The organism is Bifidobacterium sp. MSTE12 (assembly GCF_000513015.1).
GTDB lineage: Bacteria > Actinomycetota > Actinomycetes > Actinomycetales > Bifidobacteriaceae > Bifidobacterium > Bifidobacterium dentium.
On the sequence record NZ_AZYA01000015.1, the window covers coordinates 32,148 to 50,500 of the forward strand.

The window sequence follows — 18,353 nt, forward strand, 5'->3', positions numbered from 1 at the left end:
CTATTACTTGACGAACTGGTCGTCGAGATACTTGGACGCATCTGGCGCAGCCTCGATGGAGCCAATCTCGACCATCTGATTGGCAAGCTCCTTGCACTGCTTTTGATAATCGGCACTGAGATCCCAGTGCAACCACATATTGTCAAGCGCCTTATCGAGGGCGTCAGAGTCAAAAGTGAACTGCTTCATCACTCCTGACTTCCAAGTGGCCTTATCCTTGGACAGCGACTCCGTGGCCTTCTTATGTGCTTCGATGGCGACCTTCACTAAATCGGGATTGCCATCAATCACCTCGCTGCTGGCCGCAAGCGCGATATTGACCTTGCCGATCTCAGTGTTATAGATGGAGTCGATTTCACTCGCTCCGGCGAGTTTGGCAAGAGAGACACCCATTTCTGCGCCCGCGAAGGCATCAACGTCACCTCTTTCCAAAGCTTCGGACATCTCGGAGTAGCCAATATTCACCATTTCGACATCAGAGTCAGGATCAAGTCCTTCGGATTTGAGGAGCAGACGCAAAGCCATTTCTTGGGAGGAATTTGGTACATATCCGATTTTCTTGCCTTTGAGCTGCTTTACGGAAGTGATATCACTTTGAGCCATGAGTCCAGAGCCTCCATCGGCACCGCCAGCGATGACCTTAATGCCGCCATCCTGTGCAGCCTGTGAGATGACGGTGGGGACGCCCATCAGGGCGAAGTCCACATCTCCGGAAAGAAGGGCATCTTTCTCGTCGTTAGAGTTGTCCATCGGCACAACTTGAACGTCATAGCCATCGGGAACGTACTTGGACCATTCGTACGCGGCGAACAGGTGTGGCTGGCGTTGGGTAGCTACGCGGATAGTTTTGGAGGATGAATCACCAGCTGCGGAATCGTGGCTTGGCTCTCCGGTGCTGCATCCTGACAGGCCAACGGCTCCGGTGGCGGAAAGTGCCACTACAGCCATAATGGATGCGGCTTTTTTCAACATGTTCATATTCATTTTTCTTTCCTTTCCTCTCTTGTTGTCTCTTGTAGTGAAGGAAAAAATCTATTGAATTTCGTCATCTCATCGTTTCTGTAACAAAATTTACGAAATCTTGAGCAGCGGATCCCTCAAAATGCGAGAGAAGAATCCGCGAATGCACCCCTCGCACTAGATCGACAGCTTGAGAGACGTCAAAGTCAGCTGCCGCAGACAGATACAGGTAAATGACCTTTGCGGGGAGATGGAATAGTGACGAAAGCAAGCTGACGGAGTAATCGACGCTACGGCGTAGCGCCTCGTCGAGGTCCTCATGCAAGCCAAGGGCCAAGAGTCTGCCATGCGCGTAGCCAAATGGTCCCTTCCGTTCGCCAAACAGCGCATCCGCTTGCTGTTGCGGAATGACGGAAAGGGTTAATGTCGCGCGAAGAGGTGCCTCTAGTGCAGTCAAAGACACTTCTCCGTCGCCTTGAGCGTAATGCGGGTCCCCCACGAAGAATTTCGCACCTTCAACCTGGATGGGTAGAAAGAGTACGCTACCTTCGGTCATGTCATTGACGTCAATATTTCCCCCGAAATCATATGGGGGAATTGAGCACAGATGTGCGTCCGTATCCGGGGCAACACCCATAATGCCGATGAAAGGATGCAAAGGGAAGCTTGGATAACTGCAGTTGTCCAACGCCCGGTCGTGGAAGTCCATGCCTTCAGGGACTAGTTGCCCGTATGCTTCGCCATGCACAGAGATTACTTTGCACAGTGTGCCGTAGTCACCTTCCAATGCGGTGTCTGTCATCACTCCACGGCCATGCCGGGTTGAGATGACTCCATACGGAGCGCGTCGTTCCAACTTTTCAACGGTAACCATGAGCAGGTCTCCGGGGTGAGCTCCGACAACTTCGATTGGTCCGGTGATTACGTGCGAACCATCCGTCATATTTCGTGTTTTGCATGCTGGGATAGCAACGGTATCGTCGAGCAATTCGCTACGATCAAGACCGTAGGCGCCGAAATAAGTGATTGGATCCGAGCCTTGATCCGGCATGATGCCTTCGTGGCTGACAGTATCTATCACGATGCTTTCACCTGATTCTATGGTCAGCACCGGCCGGTCGGAACGAGAAGGGAGAACACCCCAAAACGTGTTCTGCACGGATGCGGGAACATAGCGGTCGGACAGCCTCGCTGCCTCATCGAGCCCTAGCCCTTGCAACAGCGGTCCGAAAGCCTTCGTATCCTTCATTCCCTACACCACCTTTTGGTATGACCAATTTCATATTGAGGTAAGAATAAACTGGCGATATGTCAGTTTCCCATATGGAAATAGTCGGTTACTCACTTGTAACAAAAGGGCAACACTGACCAGACCAATCCGCTATCTGCTGAGTAGATTGGTATGTCCATTGTGCCAAAATAGCAATATGCGAACCGAGCAAGCAGATACAAACACTTCTAGAAACTCCATGCAGGCCTCAACACCGCCGCTCGCATTGGTTAGTCGAAATATCAGCGCGCAAATAGCCGACCATCTGGAGAACCTCATCATGACCGGCACTCTGGTTCCGGGAACACGGCTGCCTACCGAACGTAGCCTCGCAGAGGAATTCAAAGTATCTCGGACTTCCGTGCGCGAAGCGTTGTCCGAACTGGAATCGAAACATCTTATTGAACGGGTTCAGGGACGCGGTAGTACCATTCTGGATCCCATGTCGAACACTAGGAAACTGGCCACGATGCTGGAGGCCTCAGACATGGAGCTTCAGAATGCCACGGAATTGCGAGAATCGGTCGAACCTCACATCGCCGCCTTGGCAGCCGAACGAGCCTTACCAACTCATGTTGCGGCCTTGGAAAGTATTCTCGAAAAAGAGACCGACGAATCTCTCAGTCAAGAAAAATCGATGAAACTCGACATCCAATTCCACCTACTGCTCGCCCATGCCACTGGCAACAAACTACTGCTCACAGTGCTGCAGTTCGCCTTCAAGTGCACCGAACATGTCCGCGAACGTTCCCACCAGACCGCCACCGGCAGACGGATCTCTCATCTGGGACACCAGTTGATCTTCGAGGCGGTTACCGCACACAACGCTGAGGGTGCCGAACACGCTATGAAAAGACACCTTGCCGACGTACACGACGTCAGCGCCCTTGCCAGCTGAAAAAACTTCCGCCCGCGTTCCCACGGAAAAACCTGACATACGGCAGAATGAAAGAAAGATAATAACAGTATTAAGGCAAGGAGCGAACCATGACCGTACCACAACGGGTGTTGGACATCATGAATTCCGGTGAAGTGTATGCCTTCGACGATCCGGAGATCCTGCAGGCGCAGGCTGATCAGATGGAGTTGCTATACGAGTTCAACGCCAGTCGACCGAGCGAGCCGGAACATCGCCGCGCCATCGCGGAAAAACTGCTTGGCGGGTACGAGGAGGGCGCGTGGATCGAGCCGCCGTTGCATGCCAACTGGGGTTGCAACACGTATTTCGGACGTAACGCATATGCAAATTTCAATCTCACGCTTGTCGATGATGGCGAAGTACACATCGGAGAGAAGGTGATGATCGGTCCGAACGTAACCATCACCACCACCGGCCACCCGATTCGTCCGGACCTGCGCGAGCGAGCGACGCAGTATTCGCTGCCGGTCACCATCGGCCGCAACGTATGGATCGGTGCGAACGTGACCATACTGCCGGGTGTGACGATTGGCGAGAATTCAGTGATCGGCGCATGTTCGCTCGTCACCAGGGACATCCCCGCAAACGTGGTGGCGTATGGCCAACCGTGCAAGGTGGTGCGTGAAATCGGCGAACATGACGACGTCTACTATTGGCACGACCGCAAGATCAATCCGCCGTTCGACGTACTGCCGGAGTAGTCGAATCGACGTTGAGCCTACGCACATCAGGCAACCTTTACGCAACGAAATTCCTCGAATCGGAAACCGTTTCGTCATATTCGGATTTTCCCGTTAGCAATTCGGTGATAGCTCTTTTGTGTCAGTGTTTTCCCGATACAAAAGAGAGGTGTTTCATGGGAGACGATACGATGATGCCGATTTCGGCGAACGTACGGGCCGTGCCACGTTCCGGTATCCGCGACGTGTTCGACCGTGTGATTGGAATCGACGACGTAATCTCACTGTGCGTAGGCGAACCTAGCAGAACGGCCGCCCCTCATGTCGTGGAGGCCGCGGCCGAAGCAGCTCGGGAGGGCAAGACTCGGTATAGCAATATCCTCGGCATTTCGGAATTTCGCAAGGCCGCGGCGGACTATTCACGCCGCGTAAAAGGGCTTGACTACGATCCGGAAACCGAAATCCAAGCCGTGGACGGTGCCACCATCGGCCTGTTTCTGGCCATCAACACGGTGGTGGCTCCCGGCGACGAAGTGATCGTGCCATCACCGTATTTCGCATCATATAAATCGTCCATCATGATGTGCGGAGGCGTAGCCATTCCCGTCGCACTGCGTCCGGAAAACGGCATGCACCTCAACGCCGCTGACATTGAGGCGGCCGTGACCGACCGAACGCGCGCCATCATCATCAACTCACCCGGCAATCCGAGTGGCGCCGTCACCACAGCCGAAGAGCTGGCACAGGTTGCCGAAGTTTGCAAGAAACACAATATTTGGGCGATTTCCGACGAAGTCTACCATTCGATCGTCTACAGCGAGGGCAAGGATGGCCGACCTGCCACCGCACCATCCATTGCGGCGGTGCCGGGTATGAAGGCACGCACCATCGTCGTCGAGAGCCTGTCCAAAACGTACGCCATGACAGGGTGGCGCATCGGTTATCTTCTGGCACCAACATGCATCATCGAGCAGACCAGCAAAATCGCAGAAATGGTGCATTCCTCCGTCAATTCGGTATCCCAGTATGCCGGCGTGGCCGCAATGACCGGCCCGCAGGAACTGGTCGAAGACATGCGCCAGGAGTATTTCGTCAAACGCCAGATTGTCGTCGACGAGCTGGCCGGTTGTTCCAAACTCAGTCTGATCGAGCCGGAGGGCGCGTTCTACGCGTTCATCGATGTGCGAGCTACCGGCTTGGATTCCGACGATTTTTCCCGCGGACTGTTGCAGGACAAGCACGTCGCCGTGGTGCCCGGCGAGGCATTCGGCGAGGAGGGACGCGGTTTTGTGCGGTTATCGTACGCCGGCGATGCGGATGAGTTGCGTGAGGGACTGCGTCGTATGCGCGATTTTGCGGAGAGGAATCGCTGACGCCGTCAGGTGCATGCCAATCCTTCGTCGCGTTCACCCACTTTGTTGTGTATGTTTACGATTTGTATAATCGTAAACATACACAACAAAGTCATACGATGAAACGGCGGCACGTTGGACGGGGGATGGACTCCCAGCTATTCGAATGACCAGCCGTGCACAATGGCGCGTGAAATCGGAGCCCATGACAACGTCTACACTGTCATGGGCGCATAGGCAATCCGCCGTTCGACGTACTGACGAAATAGTTGGGATACTTGTCTGAACCGTAGGTTGCACATATGTGCAACCCCTAGACTGTTCACTCCAGATACAGGCATACAGTATTCGTATCATGCGCAACCAAGGTGGTGACATATGCTCAGCGAACCAGTGAAAGCATTATTTGAGTCCAACACCAACGCCCGTCATGCCGGCGACGCAGACAGACTCGCCAAAGAGCATAAGCCGAACGGAGTGCATATACTGACGGATCTCCCATATGGCATTCCGGACCAACTGCGCAAATTGGACCTGTACCGTCCGGAAACGCAACATGAACCTCTTCCGGTCATCATCGACTTCCATGGCGGGGGTCTCTACCATGGCGACAAACAAAATACCATGTGTCGCGATATGCATTTAGCGAAGTATGGGTTCGCCGTGGTCAATGCCAACTATCGGCTGGTCCCGCAAATTGGATTCCAAGACCAACTACACGATGCGCTTGACGCAATTATCTGGACGAATGAGCACGCGCATGACTATGGCATGGATACGAATGCTCTGTTTCTGATTGGAGATTCCGCGGCCACCCTGCTTATCTTGTACCTCACCGCCGTACTCCATTCACCGGTCGTCGCGTCACAGCTTGGCATGAAGGAAGCCTACGGAACCGCCCACATCCTTGCCATTGCAGGATGCAGCGGCATGTATCGCTTCGAAGGCGGCGTGCATGGAACTGCGATGGGATACTATGCGGAAGGCTACTTTCCAACGCTGAAGGAACGAATTCGCATCTCCCCCTATCTTGATGTCGATCGCCTTGTAGTTGACGGCAATCTTCCGCCCTTCTATCTGCAGACCAGCACCGAGGATTACCTCGCGGACAACACTCTGGAATTCGCAAGAATCCTGCAATACCGCCATCATGATTATGAACTGCGATTACTCCCGAAAGGTCTTGACCACGCTCTCGTACACGACTTCGCAGTCAAGGAGGTCGGCCTGGAGCATAATGAGGAATCACAGCAAATCGTAAAAGAGGCGGCGACGTTCTTCAAACGGTACCGCCTAACGACCAGCTAGGAAAGGACGCAAAGGACGCCATGGAAGAACGGATTCGCTCCACCCGCTCCTCACTGGCAGTATTCGTAGGCTGCTGCGCCATGTCCTTCATCGGCTTCGCTCTCATCACCAACACTTCAGGGCTGTATTTCGACGCTATCAGCCGTGATTTACATGTGGGTCGAGCCAAGGTCAGCCTAACCGTATCGATTCGATTGATTTGCAGTGCCATCTCCATGGCCGTGTTCAGTCGCTTTTCACATCGCATTCGCTTGCGCCCCACACTTATCGGCTGCATTGGTATCTGCGCCGTGGGATTCCTGCTTTGCAGTCGGGCGTATGCCCTCTGGCAGTTCTATCTCGCATTCGCTGTGATGGGACTCGCCTATGTTATTCCGATAACGCTGATGCCACCCATTCTGCTTGCGGCATGGTTTCCCACTCATTTCGGCACGGTCCTTGGCATAACCGGCTGTTTGTCAGGATTGGGAGGAGCCATATTCAATCCTCTGATTTCGCACGTCATCGCGTCATATGGATGGCGATCGGCATATCTACTGACCGGTGTGATGCTGATGGTGCTGCTACTCCCCTGCTCCTACCTGCTTAAACCATATCCACATGGCAAGCTCGACACTGCGTCTGCACCAAACGCCAAACCTGCGCATGATACACGGACGAAGAGCGGGCATCTCATCGGCATGCTTCGTTCACCGGCGTTTCTGCTGCTGTCAGCCGCCATGATTTTGTTGCAAATCGTATCCGGCATCAATCAGCATATTCCCGCGTACGGGATTTCCATCGGACTCACGCTTACACAGGCCGCTTGGGTGGTCACGGCCCGCATGATCGGAGCCAGCGTCGGCAAACTTGCCATAGGTTCGACGCTGGACCGTGTCAGACCGCAATTCGCAATCACGCTGTTTGCCGCCATCGGAACCACAGGATGGTTCAGTCTGCTTTTCGGAGCCAATCTGGAAGTTGCGATCACTGCAAGTTTTCTGGCGGGAATCGGCCAATGCCTGCTCATGATTGCACTTCCCTGGAGCATACGCCGCGTATTCCCGGGAGATGATTATGCCCGCGCGCTGTCCGTCATCAACGCCACCGGCCAGCTGACCGTAGCCATCGCTACCACAGTTCATGGATTGATTTTCGACATGACCGGCGGATATGGAGCGTCATTGACGCTCAACGTGCTGTTGTACGTGCTGGCAGCAATTGCAATCATCACGGTGGCGCACGGGCATACCCAATCCTTCCGGCATCCTAACGGTGATTAGTCCATATCCAATAACAACTCAGCCATTCCCTGATTGGTAGCGAGTGCCGACATCAGTCCACCGACCAGGCATGCGTGCAGTGCCCGCGCACGCCACGTCTCCCAAGCGACTCCAATGACCAATGGAATGTCACGAAACCGTTCGAAATCGATGCTGATGGTGCGCTCACACAGACTGGTTCGCACATGATTGCCATGCATATCGATATGATGTCCGCAAATATGCCCGACCACTCCCTTTTCCTGCAACTCCCGTGCCACTGCAGCGTCTTCGAACGAATGGAAGATTCTTCCGGAATGCCCCTGCCGAATCGCCCCCACACCGACAATGGCGATATCGGCTCGGTTACCCAAAGCCAAAGTCATGGCGATCAGTTTCTCCGAACGCACAGCCTGAGCAACTTCCGCGGATCCCATGATCAGCGGCGCAGGAAGCAACGAGTAGGCGCATCCCAGACGTTCTGCCATCATTCGGCAGATTTCCGGAGAATCAGTCAACGAGTTGGCGGAAGACAACGAACCCAGCATCTGAGTCACATGCGCACGAGGGTAGTCAAGGGGAGGCAAGGCTCTGATTGTCGCCGCCATCGGCGTCCCGGTCGATGTAACGATCAACGAATCCGGTTTGAGGTTTTCCACCAGCAGCTGCGCCGCACATTGAGGCACTAGCGCCGATGCGATGTTGTCATCGTATGAATATGCGACGCGTACCGTTTTCAATCCGTATTTGTTCCGAAGATTCTCCTCAAGGGATTGCAATCGTTGCAATGGGTGCCCGATGGTAATCTGTACGATTCCGGTTTCCCGTGCTTCGGTGAGCATGCGTGACACCGATGACCGCGAATAGCCGACCTCTCCGGCAATCTGTGATTGATTGAGTCCCTCGTCATAATACATCTGCGATACACGAATCAGCTCTTCGATATGCTGTCTGGTCTGCATCGACGCAAGCGCGGAATCTTTGAACATATGTGCATATTATCTCCAACGCCCATACGAACATGCGCGATAAGCATACGTTTTGAGCCCATCATCAGCCGATACTCCGGTAAACCAGCAGTGTGGCGAACTGCACATATTCTCATTCACATCCCAATGCCATTTCACCCTCAAATTAGTCTATAACCGGCTCAAGGAAGAACCGGGCCCCGCGTTACCGAAGGGTGATCTTCGGGTGACGCGGAAGGAACAGAGGGAGAAAAAATACCATGTCGAAAGTATGGCAATACTTGAAGCAGCATGCGTATGGCGCACTCACCATCGTTACGGTGTTGTTGTGCATTCTGGGCAGCTGCATCGCGAATCTGGCACAGACGGATTTCGGCAACGTCACCAAAGAGAATCTGACCATCGAAACATCATCCGGACATAGGCTCGGCGTCAACATGCTCAAGCCCAAGACCGCCACCAACGACAAGCCGGCACCCACCATCGTGTTCGCGCATGGCGGCAACGGTCTCAAGGAAAAGTGGGATCTATACCAGATCGAATGGGCACGTCGAGGCTTCGTCGTGTTCTCCTTCGATCTTTACGGACACGGCGACTCCGAGATTCTGAACAACACCGAATGGCTGGTCAACGGCCGTGGCCTGTATGACACGGTAAAGTACGCGACCACACTTCCATTCGTGGACAAGGACCAGATCGCCGTATCCGGCCAGTCCCGCGGAGGCAACACCATTCACGAGACGATCCTTCTTGACAACAAGGCCAAGAAGCAGCTGATCAAGGCCGTGCTGTACGTCAGCCGCGACGCCGTCTACAAAGACAACGAAACTCAGTCATTCGGCTATGTGCCAGGCAAGACCACTTCAGCCCAGGCCGCCTCCAAGAATAACGGCGAGTACTTCAATTATTACGGCAATCGCAATGTAGGCATCATCGCCGGCAAATTCGACCAGTACTCCTTCAAGGAGACCGACAAGACGACCGGCAAGATGCTGCCGAATCCGGACTATCTCAAGCACAATAACGCCAAATCGTTCCTGAACTTCGGTATCACGCCTGACTCTTCGACTGCCGACGGCGTCAGCGGCAAGTACTATACGAAGAAGGTCGATGGCAAGGAAGCATTCCGTGTCATCTATCTGGAAAACGGCTTCCACACCTCGCAGCTCTTCCAGTCGTCTTCTACCGCAGCTGCCATGGAGTTCATGGTCAAAGCCTTCAATGTGAACACCTCGTTGCAGTCGGGCGACCAGATCTACCAGTGGCGTATGATCGGCAGCACCATCGGTTTCATCGGCATGTTCATGTTCGCCGTGTTCTTCGCTCTGTGGCTCTCCCAGATGCCGCTCTTCAGGGGAACTTCTCGTGGCAATGCCGTCATGCGTATCGCGGAATCGCATCCGGGAACCAAGGCTTGGGCATGGGGCTGCCTTATCGTCAACACCCTGTTCGCCACCGTCAGCACATTGTTCCTGTACTACAACGGCGTCGACACCCATATCGGCACGTTCTTCAGGCAGGGGCAGGCACTGTTTGCAGGCTCCATGCTGGCGATTTCCTCCGTGTTCACCGCCATTGTCACCTACATCTGGTACCGCTGCTTCGCTAAGAAGAATGGTATGAACATCGATGAAATCGATTTGAAGACATCTGCTTTCAGCGTGTTCAAGACCATCATGCTGGCTCTCACCGTCACCGGCGGCACTCTGCTGTTGGTCTGGGGAGCGCAGTACTTCTTCAAGACGAACTTCTCGTTCCTGTACTGGGGCATCATGCCATTCGGCTCCTTCAAGATCGTGGACATGCTTAAGGTACTCCCGATCTTCCTGATTGGCTACGTGATTTCCTCCATCTTCATCAACTGCATGAACTACAACACTTCCTATGGCAAGAACAAGATCGTGAACATCCTGGTACTCGCTCTCGTCACCGCCGCCGTGCCGGCACTGGTGTCCGGCGCAGGCTGGGCCAAGTTCATGCTCACCGGTGTCAATGACCTGTTCGGCGCGGCCTACACCCGCATTCCGGACAGCATGTTCCTCACCGTATTCCTGCTGTTTATCACTCCGCTGACGGCTCGCGGCATCTATTCCAAGACCCGCAATCCGTACCTCGGTGGCATCATCAACGCGATTTTGGCCATGGTAATCACCTGCGTGAATTGCCAGGTCGTTTTCCCGGCCTGATCGCTAGATAGCACGGCATGACAAAGGGTGGCGGCTCATCGACTGAGTCACCACCCTTCTTATTTGCAAGGTACGCTACGCCTTCCAACGACATCAGGCGCGAAGCAGGCATGGAAAACCCGCCCGGAAAACCCGGACGGGCAGGAAGGAAGAAAGGAATTCAGAATAGGGCTACTTGGCGGCCTCCTCGCTCTTGGCCGTCTCCTTGGACTCGCTTTTCGGCATGACCCAGAACTTGAGCAACGGATAGCTCACGACCACGGCAAGCAAGGTGTTGACCACGGAGGCGATGGTGCCCGCGACGCCGGCATTCATACCCCATCCCTGGCACAGACCGGTTATATAGCCCGGCAGTACAAGATTCACGACCACGATGATCACGGCGAGAATCACATACTTCCAAGCGGCGTCCCTGAAGCTGGAGTCGGACTTGAACACCCACTTCATCTGTACGAAGAAGTTCACCACCTGCGCGAGCACCTCAGCGAGCAGGAAGGTCAAAAATCCGCCCAAACCGTTGCCTTTGGTGTCGTAGTTGAAAATCAGGAAGTGGAACGGCTGCGTGAGTCCCATGCCGGAAATGAAGATGGCGGTACCGATCCACGTCACCACAAAACGAGTGATGGTGGAGATGTTCGACAACACGTTGAACAGGATGAACTCCCAGATGTTCGGATGATCCTTGATCCACCGGCGGATCGGGCCGACCTTTTCGGCAGGCTGCATCGCGTTGTTGTCAGTCATTGTTCAGCTCCTTTGCGGTGCGCTTGTTGGCGGATTGGTTGCGGAAGTAGCCGGCGATCACGCCACCCAATCCGCGGAAAGTATGGCCGTTGGCGATTTTTACGATGGCGTCGACCATCGCCGAGTCGATTCTGCCCTGGGTCATCTTGCTCATGGCACGCGGTGGCATGTTCAGCACGAACAAGGTGTTGAGATCCGGAGAACCGGTCTTCTGCCTGATTTTTGCTTCCTGCTTGGTGAGCGTTTTGGCGATGGTGCGCGCGACGAAACCCTTGGAGCCCGCCCAAGACATGATCGGATCATTCACACCGAACGTCACCGGCTTGCCCGGGGCGATTACCTCATGACCGAACAGAACCGCCATCTCCATATCGGTCACATCCTTGACATGACCGGTCAGATAACCGCCAAGCGCAGGATTTGCCGGGGTAACCCCCATGTCGCCCACAACGGCATATGCGACGGACAGTGGCAGATGTTCGGCGCTATCGCCGACCAGCAGCGTCCATGTGCCGGATTCCGTCCGCCATACGTTGGCCTCAACGTCGAAATGACGGAAGGTGTAACGGTCGAACGGAATGGTGACCTTCTTGCTTTCATGCGCGTCAAGCCACACTTTGACAAAACCCTTGAGTTCGCGATCCGGACGCAACACGCCTCCCTGCGGTCCGCGCACGTAGAGCTGTGCAACGGTTGCACCGGCGATATCGGAATCGTTGGTGACGGTGAACGTCACACCATTATCGTCCGCGCTGAGATCGGAGAACATGAAATCGCTGTAGCTCAGACCATAACCGAACGGGAAACGCACTGGAACATCGGCGGTCTCGTAATAGCGGTAACCGACAAACGGACCCTCGCGGTAGATTGCATCACGTCCGATCGCCGGATACCAGCCGGCGCTCGGGCAATCCCCGTATACGAGCGGCCATGTTTCGGCCAGATGACCGGAAGGATTGACCTCGCCGGTAAGTGCACGCACGGTCGCAGAGGCTCCTGCCTGTCCGGAAAGGCCGACATACAGTACGGCGACAACGTCATCCATCCAGGGCAATTCGACCGGAGAACCGGCGACGAGCACCACCACAATCGGCTTGCCCGTTCCCTTTAGGGCGGCAATCAAGTCATTCTGCACCTGCGGAATCGCCATGGTGGAACGGTCGAGACCTTCGGATTCACTACGCTCGTCGAGACCGATCACGGCAAGCACCACATCCACACTGTCTTTGCCGGCGAGCGCGATGGCATCTTCAATAAGTCCTCGATCAATCGCACCTTGGCGGTCATAGCCTGGTTCATAGCCGGCAAGATGCAGACCCTCTGCGTTCTTGACTTCCTCAAGAATGTTTTCTTCCCTAGTGGCGTTCACCTTGGAGGAGCCGGAGCCTTGATAGCGCGCCGTGGCGGCCATATCGCCGATGACGGCCACGCGGGTACCCGGTTTGAACGGAAGGGCCGCATTGTCGTTCTTGAGCAGCACGCTTGCGTTTTCGGCGACTTTGCGGGCCACTTCGTGATGTGCGGCGGCGATATCGTCTTTGAGCAGGTCATCACGCCCAACGCCGACCAGTTTGGTGGCAACCGCGATTTTGGCGACTTCCGCCGCACGGGCGTTAAGATCCGCTTCGGACAGTGTTCCGGCTCTGACGGCACCTTCCAGCTCTCGCACGGAAGTGAAGCCCGGAGACGGCATTTCCAGCGACCCACCGGCCTTGACTGCTGCGACCGCGGAGTTGGAACCGCCCCAGTCGGAAACGACCATACCGTCGAATCCCCATTCGTCGCGTAGAATCTCCTGTAGCAGATGCTTGTTTTCGTGCGCATAGACGCCGTTGATCTCGTTGTAGGAGGTCATGATGGTCATCGGCCCGGCTTCGCGCACTGCGATTTCGAAGCCGGTCAGGTACAGTTCACGCATGGTACGCTCGTCGATTACGGAATTGCTGGCCTGGCGGCGGAGTTCCTGACTATTGACGGCGAAGTGCTTCGGACATGCGGAAACGCCGTTACTTTGGATGCCTCGAATCAGGCCCGCCGCCATACGACCGGCGACGACCGGATCTTCGGAGTAATACTCGAAATTACGACCGCACAACGGGTTGCGTTTAATGTTCATGCCCGGACCGAGCAGTACGTTTACGTCAAGATCGTGCGCTTCCTTGCCGAGCGCTTCGCCCATTTCCTCGGCGAGTGCCGGATCCCAGGAATTGGCCACGGTGCCAGCGGTCGGGAAGCAGGTGGCCGGCTTGGATGCCCCGATGCCGAGATGATCGCCTTCGCCGAGTTGTCGACGTACACCGTGAGGGCCATCGCTCATTACAAAGCTGGGGATGCCGGCCCTGCTGTTGCCTCGTGAATCCCATTCCGACCCACCGGAAAGCATCGCAGCCTTTTCGACAACCGAAAGTTCTTCGAGTTCCATTGGTTCTCCCTTGCACTAACTCGTACGCAAACCGCCTGGCTCTCTCCCGAGCCATGCCGCTCTTCGCGAATCCTTTCTGCTGCACCGCATACGAAATCCGCCGCTAGTTTGATTGAACCAGCCGCCGGCAGCCTGCGAAGCCCGTATTACACAACCTGTCGTTTTACCCGCACAATCAGTCTGCGGACTGCACCCATTGCCCTGGAACGCCGTTGTCGAGGACGTGCCTTTCACGTGCAATCACAAAGGCGACGCCCACGTTTGTCGTGAAGCGTCGCCATGGGGCAGTTGGTTGTAAGTCTTGGCTAGGGGGATGGCGATGGCTACTTGGCCGCTGCCGTCTTACGTCGGCTGAGGAAACGCTTGATAGCAAGTGTTTCGAGACCTACCAGAGTGACGCCCAGCACCACGTCGACCACGATCATGGTCACCTTCCAACCCGGCATCGGATCGGCTGGCTCGCCGTCCGCGTAGCGCCAGCTGTTGACCGCCGTGTAGAGGATGTTGTGCGTAGCCGCACGCATGGCCTTAACGGAGGTGGCGCTGTGGTCGGTGATGTGATTGGTGGTTTCGGTGGTGGCCAGCATTGCGTCGGTGCCGCCACGGATCGCCTGATCGGCTGTCTGATAGGAGTAGTTGGAGCCGGAGAAGTAGTCGGTTTCCACGAAGCCCCTGAAACCCCACTCGCCGCGTAGGACGGTCTGGTTGAGTCCGGTGTGGGCGCTGGAATATGTGTTGCCGATGTAGTTGAACGATCCCATCACGGCCTGGGCGTCGCCGTCGGCCTTGATTACGGTTTCGAACGGCTTCAGGTACAGTTCGCGGATGGACTGCTCGTTGGCCCAAGTGCATAGCTGGCCGTTGCGTTGGGTTTCCTGCTCGTTCAGCGCGAAGTGCTTGATGAACGCGTATACGCCACGGTCGGCGGCACCGAGCACCTGCTCGCCGGACAGGTCGCCCGACAGGGTCGGATCCTCGGAAAAGTATTCGAAGTTGCGGCCTGCAAACGGTGAGCGATGCAGGTTCACGGATGGCGCATACCAACCGGAGACTTGCATTTCGTGAGCCATGTCGCCGATGGTTTCACCATATTCACGGGCCAGGTCCTTGTTCCAGGAGCAGGCAAGCACGATATTGGACGGCAGGCCGATGGAGCTCACGCCGGTGAAGTTGTCCTTCAGGGCTGCCGGACCATCCACATCGGACAGACGCACCTTGCCGATCGACTTGATGGCCGCATTCTGATAGCCAGCGTTGGCGATGAGGTTGTCCATGTCATCGAAGGTGAGCTGATCGAGCAACCGGTCCCACTTGGCGTCGTTGTAGTCGACGCCACGCAAGTCGACAAGTCGCAGACCGTTCCTTGCACCGGTAGTTGGCATGTCGTCGGAGTCGTTGTCGAACTTGGTCGGATCGTAGTTGCCGACATTGTAGAAGGTGGACTTATCCTTATCCGACATGGAATAGTTGACCGGGCCTGCCAGCGCCTCCTTCGCATTGGCGAAGTGGTCGGCGCGGCTCAGATAGTTGAGCCCACCGTTCGCATCGTCGAACACGTTGGTGGCTACGATGGCATCGTCGTTGTGAGTGTTGTCTTCACTGTTGTAGGTGATGGTCGAAGCCACGTTCACGGTCTTTTCGTCAACGATGCTGTGCGAGTCGGTACGTACGGAGATTCGGTAATCTCCTGATTCCAGCACATAGGATTTGGCGTTCCGGTAATCGTATGACGCCATATCGTCATCGTCGAATTCGATGGAGACGGTTTCGGATTCACCAGGTTCGAGTTCCTTGGTTTTTTCGAAGGAAACCAGGTTCGCGCTGGCTTTTTCGATGCCGCCATTGGTGTATGGAGGATTGTAGTAGACTTCAACCACGTCTTTGCCGGCAACATCACCGGTATTGGTGACCGTCACATCGAAACTGATCGTGCCGGATTCCGCATCGTACGCGACGCTCCCCATCTTCTCATCAAAGCTGGTGTAGCTCAGCCCGTGACCAAACGGATACTGTACCACGGAATCGTAGTCGATCAGGCCTTCGTCCGCTGCGGTCTCGTAGTACCGGTAGCCGACATAGATGCCTTCGTTGTAGTTCACGAAGTGCGGGAAACGCACGCCGCGAGCGGAGTCGACCTCGAATTCCTTGACGTTGTCATATTCGAAATTGCCGAAGTTGTTCCACGTCGGATTGGCGGTCAGGTCGGTCAGGAACGTGTCCGCGGTACGTCCGGATGGATTGGTCTTGCCGGCAAGCACTTCACCGAGTGCCTCGAATCCGGCCTGTCCGGGATGCGGCACCCAAAGCACGGACTTGATTTGCGGATAGTCCTTCGCGAAGTTCAACTCGAAGGCGTTGGCGCCGTTGTATACCAGCACAACCTTCTCGAAGTTCTTCGTAACCAAGTCGATCATGTCTTTCTCGGACTGACTGAGTTCCAAATAATGCGTACCCTTTGGAAAGTCCTCGTAATCCTTGGAATTGTCGTTGTAGGTTACGCCATCGGCCTTCATATCGGTCGGCAGGTCGAGCCCTTCGCCTCCCACACGTCCGATAACTACCATTGCGGTGTCGGAGAAGTTCTTCGCATTGCCGATGAGTTCGTCGGCGTAGGTGCCAGCCGCCGGTTCGGGGAGGGTCCAGTCGGCTGAGGTCACGGCGATGACGCCGCGGGTGGTGGAATAGTCGGTATAGAACTTGGTCAGTTCTTCGTTGGTCTTGAAGCCGGCATCATGCAGACCAGCAAGCAACGTCGTGGTGTCGTAGGCGTCGGACAGCGCACCGGAGCCCGTACCGCCATAGATTGGGTTGGTGGACGCCCAGCCGAATACATTGATGTTGCCGGCATCGTTCATCGGCAGCATGCCGTCATTGTTCTGCAGTAGGGTGATGCCCTCTCGTTCGATGTCTACGGCGAGCTTGTTGGTTTTGTCGATGGTTTCCTGTGTCAGCTCATGCTTGGTAGCGGTGGCCATGGTCAACATGTTGTTAAGCGGACCGGTCAGGGCCATGGAGATCGATACGATTGCCGCAGTCGCTACAACGACCCAGCTGGTCGAACGCACCAACTTACGCATGCCTTGATTCGTTACGGTTTTCTTGTTGATTGCGATGGTCACGATGATGCCGAGCATCAGCGCCACGGCAACAGCTATGAGTTGCGCTGTGATGGATTGAATTACCGCGATGACGTCATCCATGTTGATTTCCAGCATGGCGATTCCTTCCTAGGTTTCTCTGTTCCCACGCCTTCCGCCACAGTGCGGACGGCTTGATGGCTCCATTGTCTGGAAAATGGAAATCGCAAACCAATCTGAAAATCATACGAATCATCATGCAAAAATCAGATACATTTTCTCGCAAGTCCATCTAACTCAATATTTTCAAGCGTTGCCAGCTTTTCTTGATCGGCCACGGTTCAGGCATTTCAACAAAAAGCCCGGATAACCTGTCGTTATCCGGGCATAATCTGCAATGCTTCTTAATCTTCCTCATGCAGTCATCTCATCCCATACGCACCAAACCGCGTATGAGATCAGCGGACAGATCACCGCCGAAGTAATCACATCGGTCGGAAAATGCAAGCCGAGAAGGAGTCGCGAGCAGGCGACCACGAAAACAAGCGCTACGGCACCGATTGCCGATCTGCGATGGAACACTCTCACTCGATCCCATTCAGCGTCTGAGAAGCGTTTACAGGCCCAATTGCGTACTGTCAGAATCATCATGACGGATACGATGACCGCCGCGGCCGTATGTCCACTTGGAAAGCTGGGATCGCCCGGCAATAGGCCTGATCCGATAGAGGTCACGGGACGAGGTCTTTCGACAATCCACTTGATGCCGGTCACATACAGTATTGGCGTGGCCGATACCACGATGTCTCTGATGACGATTCTTTTGTTGCCGGTGATGCGCATATCGATGGCTGCCAGAATGGCCAACAACATGATGCACCCTATGGTGGAAAACATGTACGCCAGTACCGTCGAGCAATCATGTAAATATTCCGGCCATGTGGACAGTGCCTGCAGCACGCGTGTTTCACGCGTGGTTACGATTGCCGAATTCCGCAGTGTAATGCCGATCATCGGTACGAGGCCACACAGTATGGCCGTTGCGATCACTACAGCGGCGGTCCTATTCTTCGTATGCATACCACGAATGGTAACCGCGTATCTGCCCTCCGTTTACCTTGGATGGCGGATTCCACCAATTCTCCCACGCCAATGTAGCAGGGGTGCCTGTTGGTGGTGGATACGAAAAATCCCCGGCCGGGCGAAAGCCCGCCGGGGATCTAACA

At 55.1% G+C, this 18,353-nt stretch carries 13 protein-coding genes; 6 read left to right on the plus strand and 7 right to left on the minus strand.

Annotated elements, in window-relative coordinates; translation table 11 throughout:
• Positions 1-3: 3 nt before the first annotated feature.
• Together HMPREF1494_RS04425 and HMPREF1494_RS04430 are read right to left on the minus strand one after the other, a co-directional pair.
• A complete protein-coding gene (locus HMPREF1494_RS04425; protein ID WP_034520105.1) occupies positions 4-984 on the minus strand; it encodes an ABC transporter substrate-binding protein in 981 nt (326 codons plus the stop codon).
• Positions 985-1,045: 61 nt separating this feature from the next.
• Positions 1,046-2,209: an acetamidase/formamidase family protein gene (locus HMPREF1494_RS04430; RefSeq protein WP_034520107.1), complete on the minus strand. Its 1,164-nt coding sequence runs from the start codon at positions 2,207-2,209 to the stop codon at positions 1,046-1,048.
• Between the two features lie 220 nt (positions 2,210-2,429).
• On the opposite strand from HMPREF1494_RS04430, the gene HMPREF1494_RS04435 reads away from it, so the two are divergent.
• From HMPREF1494_RS04435 to HMPREF1494_RS04455, 5 genes are all read left to right on the plus strand, one after another.
• Positions 2,430-3,128 carry a FadR/GntR family transcriptional regulator gene (locus HMPREF1494_RS04435; protein WP_034520109.1) on the plus strand — a complete coding sequence of 233 codons (699 nt, stop codon included), beginning with the start codon at positions 2,430-2,432 and terminating at the stop codon, positions 3,126-3,128.
• 89 nt (positions 3,129-3,217) lie between these two features.
• Positions 3,218-3,850, plus strand: a complete 633-nt coding sequence (locus HMPREF1494_RS04440) for a sugar O-acetyltransferase (protein ID WP_012902615.1) — start codon at positions 3,218-3,220, stop codon at positions 3,848-3,850.
• 155 nt (positions 3,851-4,005) lie between these two features.
• The gene (locus HMPREF1494_RS04445; protein ID WP_034520111.1) at positions 4,006-5,202 is read left to right on the plus strand and encodes a pyridoxal phosphate-dependent aminotransferase; all 1,197 of its coding nucleotides are present in this window, start codon (positions 4,006-4,008) and stop codon (positions 5,200-5,202) included.
• Between the two features lie 357 nt (positions 5,203-5,559).
• Entirely contained in the window at positions 5,560-6,489 is a 930-nt protein-coding gene (locus HMPREF1494_RS04450) for an alpha/beta hydrolase (protein ID WP_034520113.1), read from the plus strand.
• 20 nt (positions 6,490-6,509) lie between these two features.
• On the plus strand, positions 6,510-7,751 hold the full coding sequence (locus HMPREF1494_RS04455; protein ID WP_229059313.1) for an MFS transporter: 1,242 nt from the start codon (positions 6,510-6,512) through the stop codon (positions 7,749-7,751).
• Here HMPREF1494_RS04455 and HMPREF1494_RS04460 read toward each other — a convergent pair.
• Positions 7,748-8,719, minus strand: coding sequence for a sugar-binding transcriptional regulator (locus HMPREF1494_RS04460; RefSeq protein ID WP_034520114.1), 972 nt, complete (start codon positions 8,717-8,719; stop codon positions 7,748-7,750). The two genes, HMPREF1494_RS04455 and HMPREF1494_RS04460, sit on opposite strands and share 4 nt — an antisense overlap.
• Positions 8,720-8,958: 239 nt before the next feature.
• Here HMPREF1494_RS04460 and HMPREF1494_RS04465 point away from each other — a divergent pair, with 239 nt between their 5' ends.
• Positions 8,959-10,884: an alpha/beta hydrolase gene (locus HMPREF1494_RS04465; protein ID WP_034520116.1), complete on the plus strand. Its 1,926-nt coding sequence runs from the start codon at positions 8,959-8,961 to the stop codon at positions 10,882-10,884.
• A gap of 171 nt (positions 10,885-11,055) precedes the next feature.
• Here the strand turns inward: HMPREF1494_RS04465 and HMPREF1494_RS04470 are convergent, their stop codons facing one another.
• The 4 genes from HMPREF1494_RS04470 to HMPREF1494_RS04485 form a co-directional block, all read right to left on the minus strand.
• Complete coding sequence (locus HMPREF1494_RS04470; RefSeq protein WP_003843050.1) at positions 11,056-11,628, minus strand: GtrA family protein; 573 nt, start codon at positions 11,626-11,628, stop codon at positions 11,056-11,058.
• A complete protein-coding gene (gene gluB / locus HMPREF1494_RS04475; RefSeq protein ID WP_034520119.1) occupies positions 11,621-14,050 on the minus strand; it encodes a beta-glucosidase GluB in 2,430 nt (809 codons plus the stop codon). Before gluB ends, HMPREF1494_RS04470 begins: the two co-directional genes overlap by 8 nt.
• 323 nt (positions 14,051-14,373) lie before the next feature.
• Positions 14,374-17,265 (minus strand): glycoside hydrolase family 3 protein, encoded by a 2,892-nt coding sequence (locus HMPREF1494_RS04480; protein WP_034520121.1) that lies wholly within the window; start codon positions 17,263-17,265, stop codon positions 14,374-14,376.
• A gap of 276 nt (positions 17,266-17,541) precedes the next feature.
• Positions 17,542-18,207, minus strand: coding sequence for a phosphatase PAP2 family protein (locus HMPREF1494_RS04485; RefSeq protein ID WP_034520124.1), 666 nt, complete (start codon positions 18,205-18,207; stop codon positions 17,542-17,544).
• Positions 18,208-18,353 lie beyond the last annotated feature (146 nt).

Coding starts and splice junctions, on each gene's coding strand:
- HMPREF1494_RS04425 (WP_034520105.1), bottom strand. CDS start 984: ATGAATATGAACATGTTGAAAAAAGCCGCATCCATTATGGCTGTAGTG.
- HMPREF1494_RS04430 (WP_034520107.1), bottom strand. CDS start 2,209: ATGAAGGATACGAAGGCTTTCGGACCGCTGTTGCAAGGGCTAGGGCTC.
- HMPREF1494_RS04435 (WP_034520109.1), top strand. CDS start 2,430: ATGCAGGCCTCAACACCGCCGCTCGCATTGGTTAGTCGAAATATCAGC.
- HMPREF1494_RS04440 (WP_012902615.1), top strand. CDS start 3,218: ATGACCGTACCACAACGGGTGTTGGACATCATGAATTCCGGTGAAGTG.
- HMPREF1494_RS04445 (WP_034520111.1), top strand. CDS start 4,006: ATGGGAGACGATACGATGATGCCGATTTCGGCGAACGTACGGGCCGTG.
- HMPREF1494_RS04450 (WP_034520113.1), top strand. CDS start 5,560: ATGCTCAGCGAACCAGTGAAAGCATTATTTGAGTCCAACACCAACGCC.
- HMPREF1494_RS04455 (WP_229059313.1), top strand. CDS start 6,510: ATGGAAGAACGGATTCGCTCCACCCGCTCCTCACTGGCAGTATTCGTA.
- HMPREF1494_RS04460 (WP_034520114.1), bottom strand. CDS start 8,719: ATGTTCAAAGATTCCGCGCTTGCGTCGATGCAGACCAGACAGCATATC.
- HMPREF1494_RS04465 (WP_034520116.1), top strand. CDS start 8,959: ATGTCGAAAGTATGGCAATACTTGAAGCAGCATGCGTATGGCGCACTC.
- HMPREF1494_RS04470 (WP_003843050.1), bottom strand. CDS start 11,628: ATGACTGACAACAACGCGATGCAGCCTGCCGAAAAGGTCGGCCCGATC.
- gluB (WP_034520119.1), bottom strand. CDS start 14,050: ATGGAACTCGAAGAACTTTCGGTTGTCGAAAAGGCTGCGATGCTTTCC.
- HMPREF1494_RS04480 (WP_034520121.1), bottom strand. CDS start 17,265: ATGCTGGAAATCAACATGGATGACGTCATCGCGGTAATTCAATCCATC.
- HMPREF1494_RS04485 (WP_034520124.1), bottom strand. CDS start 18,207: ATGCATACGAAGAATAGGACCGCCGCTGTAGTGATCGCAACGGCCATA.